Source organism: Thiothrix caldifontis (genome assembly GCF_900107695.1).
Classification (GTDB): domain Bacteria; phylum Pseudomonadota; class Gammaproteobacteria; order Thiotrichales; family Thiotrichaceae; genus Thiothrix; species Thiothrix caldifontis.
Map to the genome: position 1 here is coordinate 168304 of NZ_FNQP01000004.1, position 24418 is coordinate 192721.

A 24418-nucleotide genomic window follows, 5' to 3' on the forward strand; every position below is an offset into this window, starting at 1 on the left:
ACATGTACATGCCTGTAGGCCGGGCTTCCGCCCGACATCTTACGTTCTTTTAAATAGCTGCGAATTACCCGTTTTTCTGCGCAAAGTCTTGCATAAAGCTGACCAGCGTATCCACGCCCACTTCCGGCATGGCGTTGTAGATGCTGGCTCGCATCCCACCCACAGAACGGTGTCCTTTCAAAGTGGTTAAACCCTGTTGCGCCGCTTCACTGAGGAACGCCTTGTCGAGATCGGCATTTGCCAGCGTGAACGGCACATTCATCCACGAACGGCAATCGGCGGCAACCGGGCTCTTGTAGAAACCGTCAGAGGTTTCAATCGCGGTGTAGAGCTTTTGCGCTTTGCGTTCGTTGATGACTGCCATCCCTGCCAAGCCGCCTTGCTGCTTGATCCACTTGAACACCAAACCAGCCAAATACCAGCTATACGTCGCTGGGGTGTTGTACATAGATTCGTTGTCCGCGTGGATTTTATAATCAAACATGGTTGGTGTATCGGGCAAGGTTTCACCAATCAAGTCATCACGCACAATTACAATGGTCAGACCCGCTGGGCCAATATTTTTTTGCGCACCGGCATAAATCAAGCCGAATTTGCTGACATCCAGCGGGCGCGACAGGATGGTAGACGACATATCCGCCACTAACGGCACATCACCCGTTTCAGGAACCCACGCAAACTCCACCCCACGGATGGTTTCGTTCGGGGTGTAGTGCAAATAGGCAGCATTGGCATCGCACTTCCAAGTATCAAACGCCGGAACGCTGGTGTAATTGCCGTCTTTGGTCGATGCAACCACGTTAACATTAGCGTATTTTTTAGCTTCCTTGATCGCTTTGGCTGACCAATCGCCGGTATCCACGTAATCCGCCGTGCCTTTGCCCCGCAACAGGTTTTGCGGAATCATCGCGAATTGGCTGCTCGCGCCACCTTGCAAAAACAGCACTTTGTAGTTACCCGGAATCCCCATGATTTCGCGCAAATCCGCTTCGGCTTCAGCAGCGATCGACATGTATTCCTTACCACGGTGACTCATTTCCATCACCGACATGCCACTCCCGTTCCAGTCCAGCATTTCGGCTTGGGCTTGTTCAAGGACAGATTGCGGCAACATGGCAGGGCCTGCGCTGAAATTGAATACTCTTTTCATAAGTGCTTATTCCTGATCGTCGGTTAAGTCTGTAGTGTCATCGTCAGCGGTATCGCTGGTATCGGTCAAAATCGGCGCAATTTGCACCAGTTTTTCCCCATCGTTGAGGCGGATCAGAGTCACACCCTGCGTATTGCGCCCCACTATGGAAACATCAGCGACTGGGGTACGTACCAACGTACCACCGTCGGTGATGAGCATGATTTGGCAATCGTCGCGAACTTGCACCGCCCCTACCGCATTACCGTTGCGGTCAGAAGTTTGAATCGCAATCACGCCTTGCCCACCTCGTGCCTGCGCAGAGAATTCTTCAACACGAGTGCGTTTGCCGTAGCCGTTTTCGGTAGCAATCAGCAATTCGCCTTCGCCCAAAATGATCAGCGCGTTGACTTCCTGCCCCTCGTCCATGCGGATACCGCGCACGCCAGCCGCTGTCCGTCCCATTGCTCGCACGTCGGATTCGTGGAAACGAATCGCTTTACCGGAAGTACTAAATAACATCACTTCGTTATCGCCATTGGTCACGGCTACGCCAACCAATTGGTCGCCGTCACGCAAATCAACCGCAATAATCCCGGCAGTACGCGGACGCGAGAATTCCGTCAACGGGGTTTTCTTGACCGTGCCTTCGGAGGTTGCCATGAAGATGTATTTGTCTTCGGCGTATTCACGGATCGGCAATACCGCGTTAATGCGTTCGCCTTCTTCCAGCGGCAATAAATTAACCATTGGCTTGCCGCGAGCACCGCGTCCGCCCATTGGCAACTGGTAAACTTTCAGCCAATACATGCGTCCACGGCTGGAGAAGCACAGCAAGGTATCGTGCATACTGGCGACAAAGAGCTTTTCGATGAAATCTTCGTCTTTCATCGCCGTCGCCGCTTTGCCACGCCCGCCGCGTTTTTGTGCACGATAAGTGTCCAGCGTCTGCGCTTTGGCGTAACCGGCGTGCGAGAACGTGACCATGACTTCTTCGTCAGCAATCAGATCTTCCATGCACAGGTCTTCGCCGACCACGTTGATTTCGGTGCGACGTGCATCGCCATAGGTATCACGTACCAGCAGCAATTCATCGCGGATCACTTGCAGCAAACGGTCAGGATTGGCAAGGATTTCGAGCAAATCGGCAATCTTTTCCAACAATTCACGGTATTCGGCAAGGATTTTGTCTTTTTCCAAGCCGGTTAAACGGTGCAAACGTAAATCCAAAATCGCCTGTGCCTGCACGTCAGACAGCCAATAACCATCAGGACGCAGACCGTATTGTTCGGGCAAATCATCAGGGCGACAGGTATCCGCACCAGCACGGCTGAGCATGTCGCTGACAATGCCTGCGTTCCAAGCACGTGCCACCAAACCGAGTTTCGCATCAGCCGGGCTAGGTGCGGATTTGATCAGCGCAATGATTTCGTCAATGTTGGAGAGTGCAACCGCCAAACCTTCGAGGATATGCGCACGTTCCCGCGCTTTACGTACTTCAAAAATGGTACGGCGGGTGACAACTTCACGACGATGCCGTAAGAAGGCTTCTAACACCTCTTTGAGGTTCAGCAAACGTGGCTGACCATCCAGCAACGCCACCATATTGATGCCGAACACACTCTGCATCTGGGTTTGCTTGTAGAGGTTGTTCAGAATGACTTCGCCGGATTCGCCGCGCTTGAGTTCAATCACCATGCGCATCCCGTCCTTGTCGGACTCGTCACGCAATTCGGAGATGCCTTCTAGCTTTTTCTCTTTGACCAAATCAGCGATTTTTTCCAGCAAACGTGCCTTGTTCACCTGATACGGCAACTCGGTAACAATAATGGTTTCGCGACTGGTACGTGCATCCACTTCGACATTGGCGCGAGCGCGGACGTAAATGCGCCCTTTGCCAGTGCGATAGGCTTCACGGATCCCACGAGCGCCATTGATAATACCAGCAGTCGGGAAATCCGGCCCCGGCAGGTATTCCATCAAATCGCTGATATCGAGGTTGGGGTCAGCCAACAATGCCAAACACGCATTCACGGTTTCGGTGAGATTATGCGGGGGAATATTCGTTGCCATCCCGACCGCGATACCGGATGAACCGTTGATCAGCAGGTTGGGTAAGCGTGTGGGGAACACGCTGGGTTCTTTTTCATTACCGTCGTAGTTGGGGACGAAATCGACAGTTTCTTTGTCGATGTCCATTTGCAATTCGTGGGCAATTTTGGACATGCGCACTTCGGTGTAACGCATCGCAGCGGGTGAATCGCCATCGACTGAACCGAAGTTACCTTGCCCATCCACCAGCATGTAGCGCAGCGAGAACGGTTGCGCCATCCGTACCATCGTGTCATACACAGCCGTATCACCGTGTGGGTGATATTTACCGATCACGTCACCGACGATACGCGCAGATTTTTTGTAGGGCTTGTTCCACTCGTTGCCAAGTTCGCTCATCGCAAACAACACACGGCGGTGGACGGGCTTCAAACCATCCCGCACATCCGGTAGCGCACGCCCAACAATGACACTCATCGCGTAGTCCAAATAGGACTGGCGCATTTCATCTTCGAGATTAACCGGGATAATTTCCTTGGCAAATGTGGCCATATTCTTGTTCGATCACCTAAATCATGAAGAGCGGGATTATACCAGAAAAAGTATGGATGTGTGCGTTTGCGTAAGCCTAGGCAACGTCAATGCCGAGCCTAAATTAGTGGAATGTTGATCTATTTCAAAGAGACCACCAACACTTAATGATAAGCTTTTTATATCGCCAATGCCTTTTAGTCTAATTGACCAGCAATAACCATTGGATCCCCCATGAAAATTCAACTCATCACTTTCAGTTTGGTACTTGCAACCCTTTGCACGGCTTGTGGCGATGGCAACAATGCATCATTAACCAACACAACCGTTGTCAGCAAAGAAATTTTAGGGGAGCAACTCTTTTTCGACACCAATCTCTCCTCACCCGCAGGACAATCCTGTGCCAGTTGCCACGATCCCGCACACGGATTCGCTGATCCTGATACACAATTTCCGACATCAGAAGGTGCCAATGCAGGTATTTTTGACAAACGCCACACCCCAAGCTCAGCATATTCGCTCTATAGCCCCGAATTTCATTTTGATGCCAACCTAAACGAATATATTGGGGGACAATTCAGCGACGGACGCGCCAGAAATCTAACCATACAAGCACAAAATCCCTTTCTTGACCCACTGGAAATGGCGAACCCCAATCCAGCCAGTGTGGTGACGAAAGTTAAAAACGCCGCTTATGCCAATATGATGACACAAATTTACGGGGCAGAGGTTTTCGATAACGTTGCTACCGCTTACACCAGCATTGCCGATGCGCTGGCGGCTTTTGAGCGCACCCCCCTGTTTCACCCCTTCGATTCAAAATTTGACCATTATTTAGCAGGCAAAATCTCGCTCACGTCACAAGAAGCCTATGGCTTGCAACTGTTTAACGACCCCAGTAAAGGTAATTGTGCGGCCTGCCATAGCACCGCCGCCAACAATGGCACAAATCCACTCTTCACGAACTTTCGGTATGCTAATATAGGTTTGCCTGCCAACCCAGCCATTCCCGTCCCACCAGATCAAGATTCGATGCGCATCAGCGATGATGGCCTCGGTGGCCTACCTGATATGCCTAGCAGCGAGCTAGGAAAATTTAAAGTACCAACCTTACGCAATATTGCTAAAACCGCACCCTACGGGCACAACGGTGTGATTCAGGACTTACGGGAGATGGTCGACTTCCATAACACACGAGACGTGGTTGCAGGCCGCTGGGCATTGCCAGAAGTATCTGAAAATCTTGATCCTCGTGTTGGCAATCTGGGGTTAACGGATAGCGAAGTTGAGGCAGTTGTTGCGTTTCTGATCACGCTAAATGATGGTTACACCTTGCCGACGTCATCACCATAAACACTACAAAACCCGCTCTACATCCGCCTCTGTAATCGGAAACGCCAAGGTCGTTAATGGAAAACGTTCGGTCAATCGTACCAACTGGTGCGCCTGCTCTTTGTCGTAAAACACAATGACACGGGTATTCGACCAACGCTGCACCACCGCCATCATGGATTCGAGACTGCTGGTACGATCACGAAAATCTGACTGGAAGTTAAATTCTGCCACAATCACAGCGGGGGTATTTTTCTTCAAAAACTGCAACACCTTGCGCATACTGGTTTCTCGCGTCACGCTATACCCCATGCGTTGATACAATGGGGTAAAATCTGGGTAGCCACCCTGCTCCACCACACTCAGCAGCAATTTTTCGTTTATTGGCATTCTCGTCTCTCTTGTTTCACAATAAGCGTCAGTAACGGAGGTGAATCATGCCACAATACGAAAGCTTTTATCGCGGCGATACGTTCGGCTCTGAAGCACGTACTCTACCCGCCTTACACTACAATGCCATGCGTCTCTTGCTGGACTTCAGCGGCAAATCGTGTGTTTTCGTCCCCGTGCGCACGATGCAGTACATGGCGGTCATTGATCGCGAGGAAGTGATTTTTGTGCCATCCCACCACAAGGTGGAAATCGAGTTTGCATGGCGGTATTTCCAACCACAAGTACGCGAATCCCTGACTGATCCCGTGCCCTATACTTTCGAGTATTACAAGCCCGAAGCGTTAGCAGCAATGAAACGAGCGCAGAGTGAGTTTTTCCAGCATGTGCAATTGTTAGCGGGGAAGTTGCGGCAACAGGAAAAACCTGTCGCAGAAACCCGTAAGGTGCTCACTTTCCCTTCGCGTTCTTAATAAAACGCGGGGCTTCCGCCATCACAAACTGCTTAAACTCGCGTGCAATGGGCGACAAGCGTTTGCCCTTACGCATTACGACATGCCAATGGCGGTGAATCGGGAAATTTTCCACCTGTAAAATCACTAACCGCCCGCTATCCAGTTCCGGTTGAATGGTGTGCATCGATACAATCCCCAAGCCCAACCCTGCTTCCACCGCGTGCTTAATGGTTTCATTGCTGCGCATTTCCAGCGAATTTTTGCAACTGGCGCTGTATTTATGCAAGTGGCGCTCAATCGCGCTGCGCGTACCCGACCCTTTTTCGCGCACAATAAACCGTTCCGCCAGTACATCGCTCAGCAATAACGGGCGACCAATTCCCACCAGCGGATGCGTCGGTGCGGCAATCACCACCAGCGGGTTTTCCATCAAACGTTCGGATTGCAAACCGTGACCTTTCGGCGGTTCGCCCATGATCACCATGTCCGGCTCGTGATTTTCCAACTGATCCAGCAAGGTGTGGCGGTTGGTCACATCCAACGTGATATTGATGCCTTCGTGTTGTTGTGAAAACTCGGCCAGCAATTGCGTGACGAAATAATTAGCCGTGGTCGCCACGGATACAACGAGGTGTCCACCTTTAGTGCCCTTGAGTTCCTTCATTACCCCCAGCATGTCGTTGTGGGCTTGCAATACGCGGCTGGCGTAGTGTTGCACTTCCTTACCAATCGGGGTTAAGCACATCTTTTTGCCTTGGCGTTCAAACAGTGCCAGCCCACTATCGTCTTCCAACTGTTTGATTTGCATGGAAACCGCAGGCTGGGTCATGAACAGCTTTTCCGCCGCACGGGTATAACTTTCGTATTGTGCCACCGCTTCAAAAATGCGGATTTGGCTTAATGAGTACGGCATTGTGTTCCTCCTAAAAACATCAGTATTGCTTATATTTACACGTTTCATTATTGAGTTTCAATTATACCTACTGTTTGGCATACTTCTCCGCATCAGCAGGCAGTGCTTGTTGTTTAGGCAAAAACACTTTTTTCTTATAACCTCGTTGGAGGCACTTCATGGCAGTTAAGAATTACAGCGCGGGCGTGAAAGAATACCGCGAAACCTACTGGATGCCGGATTACACCCCGAAAGATACCGACATCCTGGCTTGCTTCAAAGTTACACCACAGGCAGGTGTTCCACGTGAAGAAGTCGCCGCAGCGGTAGCCGCAGAATCTTCCACCGGTACATGGACTACCGTTTGGACTGACCTGTTGACCGATCTGGACTACTACAAAGGCCGCGCTTACGCTATCGAAGACGTACCTGGCGATGATACTTGTTTCTACGCTTTCGTGGCTTACCCGATTGACCTGTTTGAAGAAGGTTCAGTCGTTAACGTCATGACCTCTTTGGTTGGTAACGTATTCGGTTTCAAAGCCTTGCGTGCGCTGCGTCTGGAAGACATCCGCTTCCCTATCGCTTACGTCATGACGTGCAACGGTCCACCACAAGGTATCCAAGTTGAACGTGACATCCTCAACAAATACGGTCGTCCGATGTTGGGTTGCACCATCAAGCCTAAACTGGGTCTGTCTGCTAAGAACTACGGTCGTGCGTGCTACGAAGGTCTGCGCGGCGGTCTGGACTTCACCAAAGACGACGAAAACGTTAACAGCCAGCCATTCATGCGTTGGAGACACCGTTTTGACTTCGTAATGGAAGCGATTCACAAAGCGGAAGCCGAAACCGGCGAACGCAAAGGTCACTACCTGAACGTGACTGCACCGACTGCTGACGAAATGATGCGCCGTGCAGAGTATGCAAAAGAAATCGGTGCGCCGATCATCATGCACGACTACATCACCGGCGGTTGGGCAGCCAACACCCAATTGGCACAATGGTGCCAAAATAACGGCATGTTGCTGCACATTCACCGCGCCATGCACGCGGTACTCGACCGCAACCCGCACCACGGTATCCACTTCCGCGTGCTGACCAAGATCCTGCGTCTGTCCGGCGGCGACCACCTGCACTCCGGTACCGTTGTTGGTAAGTTGGAAGGCGACCGCGAAGCGACCTTGGGCTGGATCGACATCATGCGTGACAGCTACATCAAAGAAGACCGTTCACGCGGTATCTTCTTCGACCAAGACTGGGGTTCCATGCCAGGCGTATTGCCGGTCGCATCCGGTGGTATCCACGTATGGCACATGCCAGCACTGGTTAACATCTTCGGTGATGATTCCGTACTGCAATTCGGTGGCGGTACATTAGGTCACCCATGGGGTAACGCGGCGGGCGCTGCTGCTAACCGTGTCGCGGTTGAAGCTTGCGTTGAAGCACGTAACATGGGGCGCGAAATTGAGAAAGAAGGTAAAGACATTCTGGTTAATGCCGCGAAGTCCAGCCCTGAACTGAAGATCGCGATGGAAACTTGGAAAGAAATCAAGTTTGAGTTTGATACTGTTGACAAACTCGACGTTGCTCACAAGTAATTGATTCTTTAACCTAATTTTGGAGTACATCACATGAGTGATATGCAAGACTACAAATCAAGCTTGAGCAATGCCGAGAGCCGCAAGTTTGAAACTTTCTCTTACCTGCCAGCGATGAATGCGGATCAAACGCGCAAGCAAATCCAATACATCGTCAACAAAGGTTGGAACCCGTCCATCGAACACACTGAACCAGAAAATGCCTCCGGCAGCTACTGGTACATGTGGAAACTGCCGATGTTCGGCGAAACCAACGTTGACACCATCTTGGCAGAACTTGAAAACTGCCATGCAGCCCACCCGAACAACCATGTGCGTTTGCTGGGTCTGGACAACTACGCACAATGTGCGGGTGCTTCGATGGTTATCTATCGCGGTAAAACTGTCTAATTGATTAGGTGACAGTGTGTGGGGTGTATACAATACCCCCACATTAATCGCTAGAGGAGTACCGTTTCATGGCTACAAAACCCGACCGTTACATTGGCATCAACAATGACATCAACGGTGGCATGACCACTATTGGTAAGATTATCCGCGATGCGTGGGTCTTTGGTCTGATTCCCGAAACGGAAACTTGTCAAAATTGGAACCTAGCCGGGATTGACACTTTGCTGCAAAAGGTTAATGCCGAGTGGGACAAATACGGCTGTTTAGTCAGCCGCCTTCCCCCTGAGCTGGCAGCACGCCACCAACTCATTCATGATGCCGCCATCGCCAAAGCACGCGCGGCAGGTTGGTCGGGTGAACACGAAACCGACTACGAAGATTAAAAACTTCACAGAATTTCAAGAGGATTAGCCATGTCTGCATCCGTTGACCCAAACCAATACACCGTTAAACACGAACCTTATTACGAAGCAGTTGGCGACGAAATTGCACTTTATGAAGCTGCTTACAGCGCACGGATGCCGATGATGCTCAAAGGCCCGACCGGTTGTGGTAAATCGCGTTTCGTCGAACACATGGCATGGCGGCTGAAACGTCCACTGATCACCGTGGCGTGTAATGAAGACATGACTGCCTCTGACTTGGTAGGGCGTTTTCTGCTCGACAAAGACGGCACGAAATGGCAAGACGGCCCTTTAGCAACTGCGGCACGAATGGGCGCAATTTGCTATTTGGATGAAATCGTGGAAGCCCGCCAAGATACCACAGTCGTCATCCACCCACTAACCGACCACCGCCGCACCTTACCGCTGGACAAAAAAGGTGAGTTGATTGAAGCCCACCCTGATTTTCAGTTGGTCATTTCCTACAACCCCGGCTACCAAAGCTTGATGAAGGACTTGAAGCAATCCACCAAGCAACGGTTTGGGGCATTGGATTTTGACTATCCGCGTGAAGCGATTGAAATCGCCATCGTTTCCAAAGAATCCGGCGTGGATGAAAAGACGGCGGCAAAACTGGTTCAGATTGCCCACCGTGCGCGTAACCTCAAAGGTCACGGGCTGGATGAAGGTATTTCCACCCGCTTATTGGTTTACGCAGGACAATTGATCAACAAAGGGGTTACACCGTTGGCGGCGTGTTCAATGACAATGGTGACACCGTTGACCGACGACCCTGATATGCGGGATACATTGAACGCAGCGGTACAAACGTTCTTTGGGTAAACCAAACGGTAGGCAACTATGGCAATCCATCTTGAAGAATATCGGGAGTTCCTCGAAAAAATAACGCCACGTGTGCGTGATGTCCTCGATGGTTCCTACCAAGAAGCCACGCGGGTGATGTCGCCCGGCGGGTTGCAAGATTACTTGGATGGTGCAAAAGCCATTCAGAAACTAGGGCGCGGCGAAGACCTGCTCATCACCTATTTGCAGGAAATGCCGCTGGTTGCCAAAGAATGCGGCGAAGACATTATCCCCGATGTGGTCACAGCGGCAATGAAACTGGCGTCGATGGTGTCAGGCGAAGTTATTACCCTGATGCTATCAAGCCTACCTACTGCATCGCGGCATTTGGGGGATGCAGAATTGGTGCGCGGCTACCTGACGTTTATTCACCAGTTTTCCTCGACAGCGGCACGCGGTTTGCGCCCGATGCTGAATCACATGGATGAGTTACTCTCCAAACTCACCCTGAGCGGCTTGCGGCGTTGGGCGAATTTTGGGGCGCAAGCCTACCGCCGTGATTTCAATAATTTAACCAAATATTTTGATCTGGAATCAGCGGATAGTCGCGCTACTTTGCAGAAAGAACGGCGCGGGGTGTTGTTTGTCAAAACCCAGCGTAAGCTGAATTTTTACTTGCGGGCGTTGTGGGCGCGTGACTTTTTCCTGCGTCCGACGGGTGCGGATTACACCGATTTCCGCCCTTACATCGAGCACCGTATTTTCCATATGCCAGATGCGGTGGATGATCTTGGCGATATTCCGGGGCTGGAATTGTACCGCGCTACCGCTGCGCACATGGCAGCACACCTGATGTATACCCGTAAGGCGTTGTCGGCGGAACAACTTAGTCCTGCGCAATTGTTTTTCATCGGCTTTATGGAAGATGCGCGGGTCGAATACAAAGCCACGCAAGCCTTTCCGGGGCTGAAAACCTTGTGGAGTCGGCTGCTGACCGCGAATTATGACGGCGCGGTTGAACATCCGACCATGCGTTTGCTGGAAAACATCGCGCTGATGTTGCTGGATGAGCAGGTCACGGGTAAGGGTGATGAGGCGATTAGTGCGTTCGTGGCGAAATTCCATGCGAATATTGCGGAAAAGCAGGATGATGGGCAGTTCTCATGGCTGATGGGCGTGGAGCTTTACAATCTGTTTGCGGGGCGACGTGAAGTGCCGAGCTTGCGGATTCTGGAGCGCATCCGCATCCCTTACCGCGATGACAACCGTTATGTCTGGACGATGGAAGAAATGACGTGGGATGTTGGGTTTGAATACGTCCCCGCCAGCCAACGGCAAGTGCGCCGTCAGGTCAATGTGATGATGATGGCGAACGAGGTCGATTGCGAACTCGCGGGCGATGACGCGCAGGAAATCTGGACGTGTTCCACCGAAATGCGCCCGTATGAAGACGATTTGACCGACAACACCAAGACTTTCAATGAGATGTGGGGCAAAGAGCCGGTTTCTGAACCGTTTCATTATCACGAATGGGATTACCACATTCAGTTGCACCGCCCCGATTGGGTGACGGTGTATGAACGTCGCCAGCAACGCGGTGATCCTGATGATATTCGGGCGATTATTGATGCTTACCGCCCGGTGGCGCATCGCATTAAGCAGATTATCGACTTGCTGACTCCCGATGGGGTGCAACGCCAACGCGGGCTGGAAGATGGCGACGAAATCGACATTAATGCGGCGGTGGATGCGATGATTTCGATCCGCATGGGTGAACAGCCGAACCCGCGCATTACCATGCGTAACGTGATTAAAAACCGTGACTTGGCGGTGGTGGTGTTGCTGGATTTGTCGCAATCCACCAATGAGGCGATGAAGGGTTCAGACAAAACGGTGCTGCAATTGACCCGCGAAGCCTCGACGCTGGTGGCAACGGCGATTGAGGGGATTGGCGACCCGTATGCGATTCACGGCTTTGCGTCGGATGGGCGGCATGATGTGCAGTATTTCCGCTTGAAGGATTTCAACCAGCATTTCGATGATGAAGCAAAGTCACGGCTGGCGGGGATGAAGGGGGGGCTTTCCACCCGCATGGGGGCAGCGTTACGTCATGCGGCGCACCATTTGCACAAGCAACCGGAACGCCGCAAGCTGGTATTGCTAGTGACGGATGGCGAACCGGCAGATATTGACGAGCGCGACCCGCAGCATTTGCGCTTCGATGCGAAAAAGGCGGTGGAGGAGTTGTATAGCCAAGGGGTGCAAACGTATTGTTTAACGCTTGACCCGCACGCCGATGATTATGTGAAACGGATTTTCGGGCAGAATAATTACACGGTGATTGACCATGTGGATCGGTTGCCGGAGCAATTGCCGGTGTTGTTTGCGAGTTTGACGAAGTAGGCTTTAAGCCAACAACAACTGCTGATAATCCTGCGAATACGTCGCTGCCTCCGCAATCACATACTCCTTAAACGCCTGCGCCGCAGGGGAAAGCCATTTCCCCTCCCGCGTCACGATATGCCAATAACGCTGGATCGGGAAATTCTGCACATCCAGAATCGCCAACGAATGCGTTTCCAGTTCCAGCCGGATACTGTGCAACGACACAATCCCCAACCCCAGCCCCGCAATCACCGAATACTTGATCGACTCATTGCTACCCATTTCCAGCGTACTGGTAAACGTATGCCCGTGTTCGGCAAAGAACCGCTCAATCGCCGCGCGTGTCCCCGACCCCGGTTCACGCACTACAAACTTTTCGCCAATAATTGCGGATACCGAAATAGCCTTCTGCCCCGCCAGCGGATGATTCGCAGGTGCAATCAACACCAGCGGATTGCACATCAAACGTTGCGAATGCAAATCCAGATTCGACGGCGGCTCACCCATCACCACCAAATCTGCCTCGTAATTCTGTAACTGTTCCACCAGCGTCTTACGGTTGGTGATATTCAATGACACCGTAATTCCTTCATTCTGCTGCGAAAATCCCGCCAACATCCGCGTAATGAAATAAATCGAGGTGTTCGCCGCCGATACATTGATAACGCCCTGATGCACATCCTTCAACTCTTCCAGCGTTTCCACCATGCCCTGATATTTCGCGGAAATCTCGCAGGTATAGGTGTGCATTGCCCGCCCCGCCGCCGTCAGCACAATGCGCTTGCCTTGGCGTTCAAATAACGACAAACCCACGTTTTCTTCCAATTGCTTGACCTGCATGGATATTGCAGGCTGCGTCATGTGCAACAATTCAGCGGCGCGAGTAAAGTTTTCCGTTTGGGCAACGGTCTGGAAGATCTGGATCTGGCGGAACGAAATGTGCATGTTGACTAATTAACTCGGAAATTCAGGGTTTCTTGCTATCAGCATAACATAATCAAGCCTGATGTTTAAGTAAGAATAAATGAGTTTCAATTATGTTAAGCATCACTTATACTTGCGCCCATCGAGAGTTATTGAACCATTTTTTACTCAATTGAGGAGAGAGTCATGGACCAATCTGGACGTTACGCGGATCTTAGTCTGAAAGAAGAAGACCTGATCGCAGGTGGTGGGCACATTCTGGTTGCCTACAAAATGAAGCCAAAAGCTGGCTATGGCTATCTGGAAGCGGCTGCGCATTTGGCAGCAGAATCTTCCACCGGTACTAACGTTGAAGTTTGCACCACCGATGATTTCACCAAGGGCGTTGATGCGCTGGTGTACCACATCGACGAAGCAACCGAAGACATGCGTATCGCGTACCCGATTGACTTGTTCGACCGCAACATCACCGACGGGCGCATGATGCTGGTGTCTTTCCTGACACTGGTTATCGGTAACAACCAGGGCATGGGCGACATCGAACACGCTCAAATGATCGACTTCTACATGCCGCCACGCGCTATCCAGTTGTTCGACGGCCCTGCGAAAGACATTTCTGACATGTGGCGTATCCTCGGTCGTGATGTGAACAACGGTGGTTACATCGCCGGTACTATCATCAAGCCTAAGCTGGGTCTGCGCCCTGAGCCATTCGCTCACGCGGCTTACCAATTCTGGCTCGGCGGCGACTTCATCAAGAACGATGAACCGCAAGGCAACCAGGTTTTCTGCCCAGCGAAAAAAGTTTACCCACTCGTATACGACGCCATGAAGCGTGCACAAGACGAAACCGGTCAAGCGAAACTGTTCTCTGCGAACATCACCGCTGACGACCATTACGAAATGTGCGCCCGTGCTGATTTCATCCTCGAAACCTTCGGGCCTGATGCAGACAAGGTTGCGTTCCTGGTCGACGGTTACGTTGGTGGCCCTGGCATGATTACTACCGCACGTCGCCAGTACCCTAACCAGTACCTGCACTACCATCGTGCTGGTCACGGCGCGATCACTTCCCCGTCTTCCAAGCGTGGTTACACTGCGTTTGTATTGGCGAAAATGTCACGTCTGCAAGGTGCTTCCGGTATCCACGTCGGCACCATGGGCTTCGGCAAAATGGAAGGCGGTTCCGATGACAAAATCATCGCGTACATGATCGAACGTGACGAGTGCCAAGGCCCTGTCTACTTCCAGAAGTGGTATGGCATGAAGCCAACTACCCCAATCATCTCTGGCGGTATGAACGCTCTGCGCCTGCCGGGCTTCTTCCAGAACCTGGGTCACGGTAACGTTATCAACACGTCCGGTGGTGGTTCTTACGGTCACATTGACAGCCCAGCGGCTGGCGCGATTTCCCTGCGTCAATCCTATGAGTGCTGGAAATCCGGTGCTGACCCGATTGAATTTGCGAAAGAGCACAAAGAATTTGCTCGCGCATTCGAGTCATTCCCTGGCGATGCTGACAAGCTGTTCCCAGGCTGGCGCGAAAAGCTGGGCGTACACAAGTAAGCCGCAAGCTACCACAGTAAAGGTGGGTGGTGCATTCGCACTGCCCACTTCTCCCCATCTCTCTGTCAGGAATCCCACCCATGACCGACGCTTCCCAATACACCATCCAACACGAACCCTTCTACCAAGCCACCGGACGCGAAGTCGAACTGTACCAAGCTGCGTACCGTTCCCGCTTACCGGTAATGGTGAAAGACCCGACGGGTTGCGGTAAATCGCGTTTCGTCGAACACATGGCATGGAAACTCGGCAAGCCACTGATCACAGTCGCTTGTAACGAAGACATGACCGCCTCCGATCTGGTCGGACGCTATTTACTCGAAGCCAATGGCACACGCTGGCTGGATGGCCCGTTGACCACCGCCGCCCGCATTGGCGCGATTTGCTACCTCGATGAAATCGTTGAGGCACGCCAAGATACTACCGTAGTCATTCACCCGCTGACGGATCACCGCCGCACTTTGCCACTGGATAAAAAAGGCGAATTGGTGAACGCGCACCCCGATTTTCAGTTGGTGATTTCCTACAATCCGGGCTATCAAAGCCTGATGAAAGATTTGAAACAGTCCACCAAGCAACGCTTTGTGGCCTTCGATTTTGACTACCCTGCCGCTGATGTCGAATCCACCATTTTGCAACAAGAAGCAAACGTGGACGCGGCAATGGCGGATAAGTTGGTGAAAATTGCCCATACCGCCCGTAACCTGAAAGGGCATGGGCTGGATGAAGGCATTTCCACCCGTTTGCTGGTGTACGCCGCCAACCTGATGCGCGACGGGATTGCAGCGGGTGACGCTTGCCGCATGGCACTGGTTAGCCCGATTACCGATGATGCGGATATTCGCAGCACGCTGAACCACGCGATTGACGCGATTTTTGGGTAAACACTCCGAACATTCCCCCCATCCCCAGCCCTTCCCCCGCAAGGGGTGAAGGGAGCAAGATAGAAGAAGAGAAAGTTTCTTGTCCCCTCCACCCCTTGCGGGGGGAGGGTTAGGGAGGGGGGAGGTTCGGAGGATGCAGGTAAATCTCGGAGTCACCATGTCAGAACCAAATGAAGTCATCGCCCGTTACCGCGCCCAACTAAGCTGCAACTTCAAGCAGCTTGATGAAGCCTTCGCCGCCTGTATGCAGGACGCGCTCGCGCTATTGAGCGAGGAAGGCATCAAGGATTACCTAGACGGTGCGTCGTTGGTGTGCAAAATCGGGCGCGGTTTCGACCCCGTGCTGACCTATCTGGAAGAAATGCCGGTTATCGCCCACAAGCTCGGCGAAGGGATGTTGACCCGCGTCAGCCAAGCGGTGTGGAAAATATCGCGTACCCCGAACGGGCGCATTATTCCCATTTTTTTGCAGACTTTGCCCGACGTGTGCCGTCGCCTCGAAAGCGAGGAACTGGTTGGGCATTACATCACCCTGTTGTTCGAGATGATGGATCGTACCACGGGTTCGATCCACGGTTTCCACACCACCATTCCCAGCCCCGGTTTGCCCAAGTTGCTGGAACAAATGCCTTATTTAATGAGCCAGTTAGCCTTGGGTGGCTTGAAAAACTGGATCGAATACGGCATCCGCAACTACGGCAAACACCCGCATCGGCAGGAAGAATATTTCAGCCTGCAATCCGCCGATGCCAAAGCAATGTTGCAGCACGAACGCCACGGCACGCTGTTTACACATAACGAGCGCAAGCTGAATTTGTATTTGCAAGCCTGCTGGGAAAGTCACGAATACCTTGTACCGTATTCGGTGGATTTCCGCGATATGCGTGAGCAACAGCCGTATTTTGACGAGTTCGGGATGCGCATTCCTGACGTGTTCGACGATGCGTATGGCGTGACGGGGATTGACCGTTACCGTGCGGTATTGGCGCACATGGTGGCGCATCAACGCTGGACGCATAAAGTGGTGGCGGATAATTTCAGCCCGCAACAGCGCATTGCGATTGAGCGGCTGGAAGACAGCCGGGTGGAATATCTGGCGATGCAGGAATACCCCGGTTTGCGGCGGATATTCACTGCGTTGCACCCTGCCCCGCTGGAAAACGAGTGCGATGCCAAGACCGAATCGTGTTTCCGGCATCGGCTGGCGATGTTGTCGTGGGCAATTTTGAATCCGGCGCATGGCTATCAGAACGCGAAGATCAATGAGTTTGCGGGCAAGTTCCACGCGAAAATGCTGCAAGGCAACGCGACGACGGCGGATATGGTGCAACTGGCGATTTCGTTTGTGGCGCAAACGCGCTTGCAAACTGACCAGTTGCCGAGCGTGTATTTTGCCAATACCGCCATTCCTTACCGCGATGATAACCGCCATTTGTGGCAGTACATCGAGGAAAGCGACGACGAAGAATTCTTCGACGAACACAAGCAAACCCAGCAACAAAACGAGCAATCGGGCTTGCCACCGCGCCATTACCCTGAGTGGGATTACAGCACCCAGACGTATCGACCGGACTGGACGAGCGTGTATGAAAGTTTGCATCCGGCGGGTAATCCGGCAGTGATTGATGCGCTGTTGCAGAAACACGCGGCGTTGGCGAAACGCTTGAAGCAGATTGTGGATTTGTTGAAGCCGCAAAATTACACGCGGGTACGCTATCAGGAAGAAGGCAGCGAACTGGATTTGGATGTGGCGATCCGTTCCCTGATTGATTTCAAGGGCGGGGCGAACCCTGATCCGCGCATCAATATGAGCCACAAGCATGACGGGCGCAATATCGCGGTGATGCTATTACTGGATTTGTCGGCTTCTATCAGCGAAGTGCCGGAAGGCGCGACCCAAAGCATTCTGGAACTGAGTCAGGAAGCGGTGTCGTTGCTGGCGTATGCGATTGAGGCGTTGGGCGACCCGTTTGCGATTGCAGGGTTTGCCTCCAATACGCGGCACGAGGTGCGTTACCAGCACATCAAGGGTTTCAAGGAACATTGGAACGACGAGGTGAAGGGGCGGCTGGCGGCGATGCAGGCGGGGTATTCGACGCGGATGGGCGCGGCGGTGCGTCATGCGGCGCATTATCTGGAGCATCAACAGGCGGATAAAAAGCTGCTGCTGATTTTGACCGATGGTGAACCGTCAGATATTGACGTGGATGACCCGCAATTATTGACGCAAGATACGCGCCAAGCGGTGAAAGAACTGGATCAGAAAGGCATTTACAGCTATTGCATTAGCCTTGATCCACGAGCGGATGAATACGTGCGGGATATTTTCGGCAAGCGCGTTACCGTCGTGGATAATGTGCAGCGGTTGCCGGAGAAAATGACGCAGGTGTTTGTTACGTTGACGGGGTGATACGTAAATTAAAAACATGGAAAATCTACTCATCAGAAGTAAAGATTTTTTGCGTAATTATCTCGTCAATTACTTTAGCCTTCCATACAACGCCTAATTGTGCTTTAATTTGATGATTATCATCACTTGCACCAATTCTTCCTGAATAAATACCTATAAGTTTCATAAAGTAATTTGAAATCTTTGTTGGTTCTGGATGTTTATCCATAATGCCGACAGGTCGTTTTTGGAAAAGGATAACCGGAGAACCTGACATGCCCTGTCTAGAGGCCGTATCTACTAAAATTTTAGGTAATTCATCTATGTCGATTATAGGTTCACTTGCAATACTAGCGCGTTTCCAAATTGGAAATATGTTTCCAACACTGATACCAAAAGGATAGCCTAAAATAAATACATCATCAGCTACTGATTCAGTAGTTTCCTCATTAAATGGCTCGATAAACTCCTCTACAGTCATTGCCAATAAATGTGCTGGAATATCAATCTCTAATGCAGCCACATCAACACTTTTTCCATAGTGAGGATGCTGTAGCCATAATGGTTCATCTGTTTCTGAATTTAATAGATTTATTGCAAAATCCTCAAACTCAATATGTTCTTTATTTTTATGAACTCTAATAACTAAATTATTTGGAATTGCGGCGGTTTTCTCTGCTAAGCATTTCCCTGTTTCTGAATTTCGACCACTTACCACATGCCAATTTGTAATTAAGAAACGCTTGTTATTCCTAACAACAAAGAATGCAGTAGCCGTAGATAACTCAATCTCATTAAATCGCGCGGTCACAAAGTAGGAACTTTGAGATATTGGGTTAAATTCTAATTTACTCATTAATCCATGAATACCATTTAAAAATTATTAAAAAATACCTATATCTCTTTTCTGGGAAAATCTGGGACATACCCTGTTTTCGCCACAATAGTGTTCTGTTTCTCAAACTCTGCTAGTGATGCCAGTAGTAAACGCTGTACACCATCTTGCTTGCTTAACTTGCGATCAAACGTCCACAACGTCATGTTAGCCTGCTGGCTTTCTACCGCAATAATCGAATCCGCAAACCCTGCATTGCTTTGGCGAAAACGCATTAAGGCTTGCATGAAGTGCTCAGGATGCTGCAACTCTAAGCCTGCTCCAAGACCCAAACAAATTCAACCTGTACCACTTGTGGCACAAAAACACGTTTAACAGCTTTTACCAAAGCGCGGGCTTGCTCTGTTTGTGCTGGTGATTCCTCATCATTTGTCAGAACACGAACCAGTATGTTGGTATCGACCGCAATCAAAGTGTTGCCCCACGTTGGCGGATAGCTTCATCCATTTGTTCCAAGGTCACTTTTTTCTTTACCTTGATGCTACCGAAAGAGCCTTCCCGTGTACTCTGGGGTTGTTTTGTTACCCTTGCTTGGTAACTAACGTGCCTTGATAAAAGCGATGAAATCAATAACCTGCTGTTGCGCATCTAAGGGTAGTGTTTCAAAGTCTTGTAGTACGGCGTTAGGGATCATGGTGTTTCACCTTTGCACAAGAAAATAGGATGTTTCATTCTACTCATGCATCTCCTTGCGTAGCAACTCCAGCCCGCGCTCAGTCTTACCATGTCCACGTTCAGCTCTTTCTTGAAAACGGGCTTTAGCCGCCAGTACGTCAGCTTCAATTTCTTCGTCAACAAAATCATCGGGGTCAGTGGAACACCCATCCAGATCGTATTCGTCAAACACCAACTCTGCCACACTATACGGCGGCTCGATAAGGTCACGCGGGTCATCACTGATGAAGGTTTCTTGCACCCGCTCCCCTGCCGCATCCGTCCACAGACGCACTGTTTCTCTTGGCTCTAGCGAAATCGCCACAATCACACGAGTGCCCACGTCAGAACACCGCCAGCGTCCGGCGGCTGTAAAAAACTCCGTGCCAATTTGGAAATCTGAGTGCTTCATGGTTTTAGCACATGCTCCAATTCAGCATCCACCTCATCCGCCGGATAATTCACGGCATCTACCCCGCTTTTACCCAGCAAGTCGATAAATGCCTCTAAATCCAACCCCGCAAAACGCGCAGCCTGTGCCAACGTCATCTGCTGGGTTTGCACAAACAGCACTGCCAAGGTACGTTGCACACCATACCGCAACAAGTTTTCATCAAACGGAATGGTCAAAAAAGAAGGCTTGCCGTGTTTGGTGATAATGCTCATGTTCCCCAGTTCGGCTTGCCGCAACAGCTCCCCCGAATGGTTACGCAAGTCACGGGCGCTAAAGACTTCAACTGCTTGCATGGCGTATTCCTCAAATCCGTTATGTACGCAAAGTATCGCATATTGCAAAACACTAGCCCCACTAGCCTCAACTTGCTATGTTGCGCCCATAAAATCAGGAGCAACCGCTATGCAACCATCGCCCATCACCGAAAAACCCCAACCACCCGCCCCCAACGAATGCTGCGAAAGCGGCTGTGACCCCTGTGTGTGGGACATTTACCGCACAGAATTACAGAAATGGGAAAAAGCACAGCAAGGCACAAAAAACACCGATGCTGCCAAGCCAGCGCAACCATAAACCCTATCCAGATAGGGCTGAACCAGCCATTCCCAGCCCTTGTTATATGATCAACACCAAGCAATCACAGCAAAACAGGAGTGCCCCATGATCCAATCCACTACCCCCACGATTGAAGGCAAACGCATCACCCAATACCACGGTGTAGTCACAGGCGAAGCCATTCTAGGGGCAAACATCTTCAAAGACTTTTTTGCCGGAATCCGCGACATTATCGGCGGACGCTCCGCCGCCTACGAGAAGGAATTGCGCAAAGCCCGTGAAATCGCCTTTGCTGAAATGGAAGCCCAAGCGCAAAGCCTAGGTGCAAATGCCGTCGTCGGCATCGACATTGACTACGAAAACATCACGATGGGTAACAGCGGTGGCATGTTGATGGTCACGGTTAGCGGCACGGCGGTCAACGTCCAATAAAAACCCTACACTTTGCACCACACCAGCAACCGATTATTCACCGGCATAACGTAATCGTGCTGAAACTGCATCCCCGCCTGTTCCGCCAGCCGGTTCAGGTCGGCGAAATCCCGAATTCCACTACGCGGATCGCGCTGCTTCAACCACTGATCAAACCGCTCATTGCTAGCACTGGTGTATTGCCCGTCATAGTTGAACGGGCCATACAACACAAATAAGCCACCGACTGGCAACAACTTGCCAACACCGGCGAAAAACGCTTCTACTTCCGACCACCCCATAATGTGCACCGTGTTGGCAGAATACACCGCATCTACCGCCAACTCAGGCCACACATCGCTGACCACATCCAAAGCCAGCGGCGCACGCGTATTCGGCAAACCTGCCTCATCCAACCACAATTGAATCCCCACATGATGTGCCACCACATCGCTGGTGTGCCACACTAACTGCGGCAACGCAGCGGCGAAATGCACCGCATGCTGTCCCGTGCCGCTACCGATTTCCAGTACTGCACGGCAATCCCGCAACAACGGCGCAAGTACTGCCAAAATCGGCGCTTTATTTTCTTCACACGCTTCGGAAAACGGTTTACTTAGCATCAATTAACATCCTTCACTAAATGGCACGCCACTTGTCTGCCCATCACCTCTCGGCATACGGGTACCTGCGTCCGGCATACCGGCTGCACCTGTGGACAGCGTGTATGAAACACACAGCCTGCTGGTGGATTTAAGGGCGAAGGCAACTCCCCTGCCCCAACCACTATGTTTGCCAAACGCGTCCGTTCCTGTTGCGGATCAGACAGTGGAATCGCTGCCAACAACATGCGCGTGTAAGGGTGCAGCGGCTCCGCATACAAACTCGCCGTATCCGCGATTTCCATGATTCTGCCCAAATACAACACCAACACACGGTTACTGAGTGACTTCACCACACTCAAATCATGCGAAATAAACAGCAACGTCAGGTCGTGACCGCGCTGCAAATCCGCCAGCAATTTCACAATCTGCCCCTGAATTGACACATCCAACGCACTCACCGGCTCATCGCACACGATCAGTTGCGGTTCTACACTTAACGCTCGTGCAATACCAATACGTTGGCATTGCCCGCCGGAAAATTCGTGTGGGTAACGATTGCCCATTTCCGCCGCCAAGCCCACAGCTTGCAGCAAATCAGCAGCACGCTGGCGAATCGCTGCCTTACCCAACTCCGAGCGCAAGGCGAAAAGCGGTTCTTGCAGAATATCACTCACCGTCATGCGCGGATTCAGCGCATCCAGCGGGTCTTGAAAAATGCATTGCACAGCGCGGCGATAGGCTTTCATCGCTACCCTATCGTGCGGATTCAGTGCTTTACCTTGCCATTCGACCGTGCCTTGCGTGGGTGTCACCAGTTGCAAGATAGCGCGGGCAAGCGTGGATTTGCCGCAGCCTGATTCGCCGACAATCCCCAAGGTTTCGCCTGCTTGCACAGTAAACGAAACATCGGTGAGCGCCTGCAACGCCTGCCCCGTTTTGAGCCGGAAACTCACACTGAGGTTGCGCACTGCCAGTTGTGGCGCGGTCATTCAGTCAGCCATCCAGATCAGGGAGGCCATGCGCCCGGTTTGCCCGTCGCGACGGTAGGAGAAAAAGCGTTCCGCATCGGTGTACGTGCATAGGTCGCCGCCGTAAATGGCTTGAACCCCGACAGCATTCAAACGTTGTCGTGCCAGCAGGTAGATGTCTGCCAACCACTTGCCGTCATTGCCGGAAGGCTGGAAAGCGTTGGCGGCAGCAGGGTCATGCTGCATGAAAGCCTCACGCACTTCTGCGCCAACTTCAAACGCCGTCGGCCCAATCGCAGGCCCTAGCCATGCCAACACATCGGCGGGCGGGCATTGCAAGGATTCGACGGTGCGTTCCAATACACCGGCTTCCAGCCCACGCCATCCGGCATGGGCAGCGGCTACCCGCGTCCCTGCTTTGTCGCAGAACAGCACGGGTAAGCAATCGGCGGTCATAATGACGCACACTTGCCCTTTGCCGAAAGCGGTGGAGGCATCGCCGGTTGGGTAGCATTCACCCACATCCATACCGCAGACATCGACACCGTGGACTTGCTTAAGCCACAAGGGTTCGGAAGGCAGTTGCAGGGTATCGCCGACAATCATGCGGTTGCGGGCAACGGCGTAGGGGTTGTCACCGACGTGATCGCCGAGGTTGAGGCTGTCAAACGGTGCTGCGCTGACGCCGCCGTGACGGGTGGTGCATACGGCGTGAATGTTGGCGGGGGCAGGCCATGCGGGGGTAAGCCACCCTTCGGCTGCGCTCAGGGTACGGTTAGGGTTCACTACGTATAGCCTCTCTGAACAATTCCAACAACGCCTCCATATCCTCCGGCACAGGCACTTCCCACGCCATCGCTTCGCCCGTAGCCGGATGCGTCAGCCCCAAGCGGGTCGCGTGCAACGCCTGACGCGGGAAGGTTTGAATCGCTGTGCGCAATGCCTCATTCACTCCCGCAGGCACACGTGGACGCCCGCCGTAAGTCTGGTCCCCCACAATCGGCATATGCTTCCAGCTCAGATGCACGCGGATTTGGTGGGTACGCCCCGTTTCCAGCGACACTCGCAATAATGTGTGGTGCGGGAAACGCTCTTCCACGCGGTAATGGGTAATCGCTTCTTTACCACCATCGTGGACAGCTTGGCGCTTGCGGTCGATGTGATGTCGCCCGATATTGCCTTCAACCGTTGCACCGGCAACCACTTGCGCGGATACCAGTGCGAGGTATTCGCGGCTAACATCGCGTTCTTGCAACTGCTCGACCAGTTTGCTGTGCGCGTCCAAGGTTTTAGCGACGACCATTAAGCCCGTGGTATCTTTGTCGAGGCGGTGCACAATCCCCGCTCGCGGTAACATTTCCAGCGAGCGGTCATGGTGCAACAAACCGTTGACCAAAGTGCCAGACCAGTTGCCAGCACCGGGGTGGACAACCAGCCCAACCGGTTTGTTAATAATGATGATCGCGTCATCTTCGTAGATAATATTGAGCGGAATATCTTCCGGCTCAAATTCGGTTTGCGGCTCATGTACCGCATTTAGGGTTAATTCCTCACCGCCGATTAAGCGTTCCTTAGGTTTGAGGATTTTATCATCCACTAACACGCATCCCGCCTTGATCCACTTCTGAATCTGGCTGCGGGAATATTGCGGGTACAGGTTGGCAACAGCCTGATCCAGGCGCTGACCTTCCATATTGAGTGGGACTCTGCTGACGATCTGTTGGTTTAGAGACATTCTTAATCCGGTTGAATAGGCTATACTTGCAAAC

Annotated in this window: 26 protein-coding genes; 12 read left to right on the forward strand and 14 right to left on the reverse strand. The window is 51.9% G+C overall.

The features are described from left to right. Positions 1 to 64: 64 nt before the first annotated feature. A complete protein-coding gene (gene serC, locus BLV87_RS04660; protein ID WP_093065887.1) occupies positions 65 to 1150 on the reverse strand; it encodes a 3-phosphoserine/phosphohydroxythreonine transaminase in 1086 nt (361 codons plus the stop codon). Between the two features lie 6 nt (positions 1151 to 1156). Continuing rightward, positions 1157 to 3733 carry a DNA gyrase subunit A gene (gyrA, locus tag BLV87_RS04665; RefSeq protein WP_093065889.1) on the reverse strand — a complete coding sequence of 859 codons (2577 nt, stop codon included), beginning with the start codon at positions 3731 to 3733 and terminating at the stop codon, positions 1157 to 1159. A gap of 213 nt (positions 3734 to 3946) precedes the next feature. Between gyrA and BLV87_RS04670 the strand changes: the two genes are divergently transcribed. Next, a complete protein-coding gene (locus tag BLV87_RS04670; RefSeq protein WP_093065891.1) occupies positions 3947 to 5065 on the forward strand; it encodes a cytochrome-c peroxidase in 1119 nt (372 codons plus the stop codon). A gap of 3 nt (positions 5066 to 5068) precedes the next feature. Here the strand turns inward: BLV87_RS04670 and BLV87_RS04675 are convergent, their stop codons facing one another. Beyond that, positions 5069 to 5434, reverse strand: coding sequence for a hypothetical protein (locus BLV87_RS04675; protein WP_093065893.1), 366 nt, complete (start codon positions 5432 to 5434; stop codon positions 5069 to 5071). A gap of 47 nt (positions 5435 to 5481) precedes the next feature. Here BLV87_RS04675 and BLV87_RS04680 point away from each other — a divergent pair, with 47 nt between their 5' ends. Continuing rightward, positions 5482 to 5907, forward strand: a complete 426-nt coding sequence (locus tag BLV87_RS04680) for a hypothetical protein (protein ID WP_093065895.1) — start codon at positions 5482 to 5484, stop codon at positions 5905 to 5907. On the opposite strand, the gene BLV87_RS04685 is transcribed toward BLV87_RS04680, so the two are convergent. Continuing rightward, positions 5885 to 6802, reverse strand: coding sequence for a LysR family transcriptional regulator (locus BLV87_RS04685; RefSeq protein ID WP_093065897.1), 918 nt, complete (start codon positions 6800 to 6802; stop codon positions 5885 to 5887). The genes BLV87_RS04680 and BLV87_RS04685 overlap by 23 nt on opposite strands. 158 nt (positions 6803 to 6960) lie before the next feature. Here BLV87_RS04685 and BLV87_RS04690 point away from each other — a divergent pair, with 158 nt between their 5' ends. From BLV87_RS04690 to BLV87_RS04710, 5 genes are all read left to right on the forward strand, one after another. Further along, positions 6961 to 8382, forward strand: a complete 1422-nt coding sequence (locus tag BLV87_RS04690; protein WP_093065899.1) for a form I ribulose bisphosphate carboxylase large subunit — start codon at positions 6961 to 6963, stop codon at positions 8380 to 8382. 33 nt (positions 8383 to 8415) lie between these two features. After that, positions 8416 to 8772 carry a ribulose bisphosphate carboxylase small subunit gene (locus BLV87_RS04695; RefSeq protein WP_093065901.1) on the forward strand — a complete coding sequence of 119 codons (357 nt, stop codon included), beginning with the start codon at positions 8416 to 8418 and terminating at the stop codon, positions 8770 to 8772. 68 nt (positions 8773 to 8840) lie between these two features. After that, a complete protein-coding gene (locus tag BLV87_RS04700) occupies positions 8841 to 9155 on the forward strand; it encodes a hypothetical protein (RefSeq protein ID WP_093065903.1) in 315 nt (104 codons plus the stop codon). 30 nt (positions 9156 to 9185) lie between these two features. Then, positions 9186 to 9998, forward strand: coding sequence for a CbbQ/NirQ/NorQ/GpvN family protein (locus BLV87_RS04705; protein ID WP_093065905.1), 813 nt, complete (start codon positions 9186 to 9188; stop codon positions 9996 to 9998). A gap of 18 nt (positions 9999 to 10016) precedes the next feature. Further along, the gene (locus tag BLV87_RS04710; RefSeq protein WP_093065907.1) at positions 10017 to 12362 is read left to right on the forward strand and encodes a nitric oxide reductase activation protein NorD; all 2346 of its coding nucleotides are present in this window, start codon (positions 10017 to 10019) and stop codon (positions 12360 to 12362) included. A 3-nt stretch (positions 12363 to 12365) separates the two neighbouring features. On the opposite strand, the gene BLV87_RS04715 is transcribed toward BLV87_RS04710, so the two are convergent. Beyond that, a complete protein-coding gene (locus tag BLV87_RS04715; RefSeq protein WP_093065909.1) occupies positions 12366 to 13289 on the reverse strand; it encodes a LysR family transcriptional regulator in 924 nt (307 codons plus the stop codon). Between the two features lie 165 nt (positions 13290 to 13454). Between BLV87_RS04715 and BLV87_RS04720 the strand changes: the two genes are divergently transcribed. From BLV87_RS04720 to BLV87_RS04730, 3 genes are all read left to right on the forward strand, one after another. Further along, a complete protein-coding gene (locus BLV87_RS04720; protein WP_093065911.1) occupies positions 13455 to 14834 on the forward strand; it encodes a ribulose-bisphosphate carboxylase in 1380 nt (459 codons plus the stop codon). An 80-nt stretch (positions 14835 to 14914) separates the two neighbouring features. Next, a complete protein-coding gene (locus BLV87_RS04725; protein WP_093065913.1) occupies positions 14915 to 15718 on the forward strand; it encodes a CbbQ/NirQ/NorQ/GpvN family protein in 804 nt (267 codons plus the stop codon). Between the two features lie 157 nt (positions 15719 to 15875). After that, positions 15876 to 18128 carry a nitric oxide reductase activation protein NorD gene (locus BLV87_RS04730; RefSeq protein WP_093065916.1) on the forward strand — a complete coding sequence of 751 codons (2253 nt, stop codon included), beginning with the start codon at positions 15876 to 15878 and terminating at the stop codon, positions 18126 to 18128. 25 nt (positions 18129 to 18153) lie between these two features. Here the strand turns inward: BLV87_RS04730 and BLV87_RS04735 are convergent, their stop codons facing one another. From BLV87_RS04735 to BLV87_RS04755, 5 genes are all read right to left on the reverse strand, one after another. After that, positions 18154 to 18963 (reverse strand): S1 family peptidase, encoded by an 810-nt coding sequence (locus tag BLV87_RS04735; RefSeq protein WP_093065918.1) that lies wholly within the window; start codon positions 18961 to 18963, stop codon positions 18154 to 18156. 38 nt (positions 18964 to 19001) lie between these two features. Further along, complete coding sequence (locus BLV87_RS04740) at positions 19002 to 19229, reverse strand: PIN domain-containing protein (protein ID WP_217629935.1); 228 nt, start codon at positions 19227 to 19229, stop codon at positions 19002 to 19004. A 23-nt stretch (positions 19230 to 19252) separates the two neighbouring features. Continuing rightward, positions 19253 to 19414 carry a PIN domain-containing protein gene (locus tag BLV87_RS20045; protein ID WP_093065922.1) on the reverse strand — a complete coding sequence of 54 codons (162 nt, stop codon included), beginning with the start codon at positions 19412 to 19414 and terminating at the stop codon, positions 19253 to 19255. Positions 19415 to 19675: 261 nt separating this feature from the next. Next, on the reverse strand, positions 19676 to 20068 hold the full coding sequence (locus BLV87_RS04750; RefSeq protein ID WP_175517840.1) for a hypothetical protein: 393 nt from the start codon (positions 20066 to 20068) through the stop codon (positions 19676 to 19678). Continuing rightward, positions 20065 to 20403, reverse strand: a complete 339-nt coding sequence (locus tag BLV87_RS04755) for a type II toxin-antitoxin system prevent-host-death family antitoxin (RefSeq protein WP_093065925.1) — start codon at positions 20401 to 20403, stop codon at positions 20065 to 20067. The genes BLV87_RS04750 and BLV87_RS04755 overlap by 4 nt, the downstream gene beginning before the upstream one ends. 109 nt (positions 20404 to 20512) lie before the next feature. Here BLV87_RS04755 and BLV87_RS04760 point away from each other — a divergent pair, with 109 nt between their 5' ends. Beyond that, the gene (locus tag BLV87_RS04760) at positions 20513 to 20683 is read left to right on the forward strand and encodes an oxidoreductase-like domain-containing protein (protein WP_093065927.1); all 171 of its coding nucleotides are present in this window, start codon (positions 20513 to 20515) and stop codon (positions 20681 to 20683) included. 87 nt (positions 20684 to 20770) lie between these two features. Beyond that, on the forward strand, positions 20771 to 21097 hold the full coding sequence (locus tag BLV87_RS04765; protein ID WP_093065929.1) for a heavy metal-binding domain-containing protein: 327 nt from the start codon (positions 20771 to 20773) through the stop codon (positions 21095 to 21097). Positions 21098 to 21102: 5 nt separating this feature from the next. On the opposite strand, the gene BLV87_RS04770 is transcribed toward BLV87_RS04765, so the two are convergent. From BLV87_RS04770 to rluD, 4 genes are read right to left on the reverse strand one after another with little or no spacing between them, the layout of a single operon-like run. Further along, positions 21103 to 21699 (reverse strand): DUF938 domain-containing protein, encoded by a 597-nt coding sequence (locus tag BLV87_RS04770; RefSeq protein WP_093065931.1) that lies wholly within the window; start codon positions 21697 to 21699, stop codon positions 21103 to 21105. Beyond that, positions 21699 to 22670 carry an ABC transporter ATP-binding protein gene (locus BLV87_RS04775; RefSeq protein WP_093065933.1) on the reverse strand — a complete coding sequence of 324 codons (972 nt, stop codon included), beginning with the start codon at positions 22668 to 22670 and terminating at the stop codon, positions 21699 to 21701. The genes BLV87_RS04770 and BLV87_RS04775 overlap by 1 nt, the downstream gene beginning before the upstream one ends. Further along, positions 22671 to 23435 (reverse strand): peptidoglycan editing factor PgeF, encoded by a 765-nt coding sequence (gene pgeF, locus BLV87_RS04780; protein ID WP_093065935.1) that lies wholly within the window; start codon positions 23433 to 23435, stop codon positions 22671 to 22673. Next, positions 23425 to 24384 (reverse strand): 23S rRNA pseudouridine(1911/1915/1917) synthase RluD, encoded by a 960-nt coding sequence (gene rluD, locus BLV87_RS04785; RefSeq protein WP_093065937.1) that lies wholly within the window; start codon positions 24382 to 24384, stop codon positions 23425 to 23427. Before rluD ends, pgeF begins: the two co-directional genes overlap by 11 nt. Positions 24385 to 24418 lie beyond the last annotated feature (34 nt).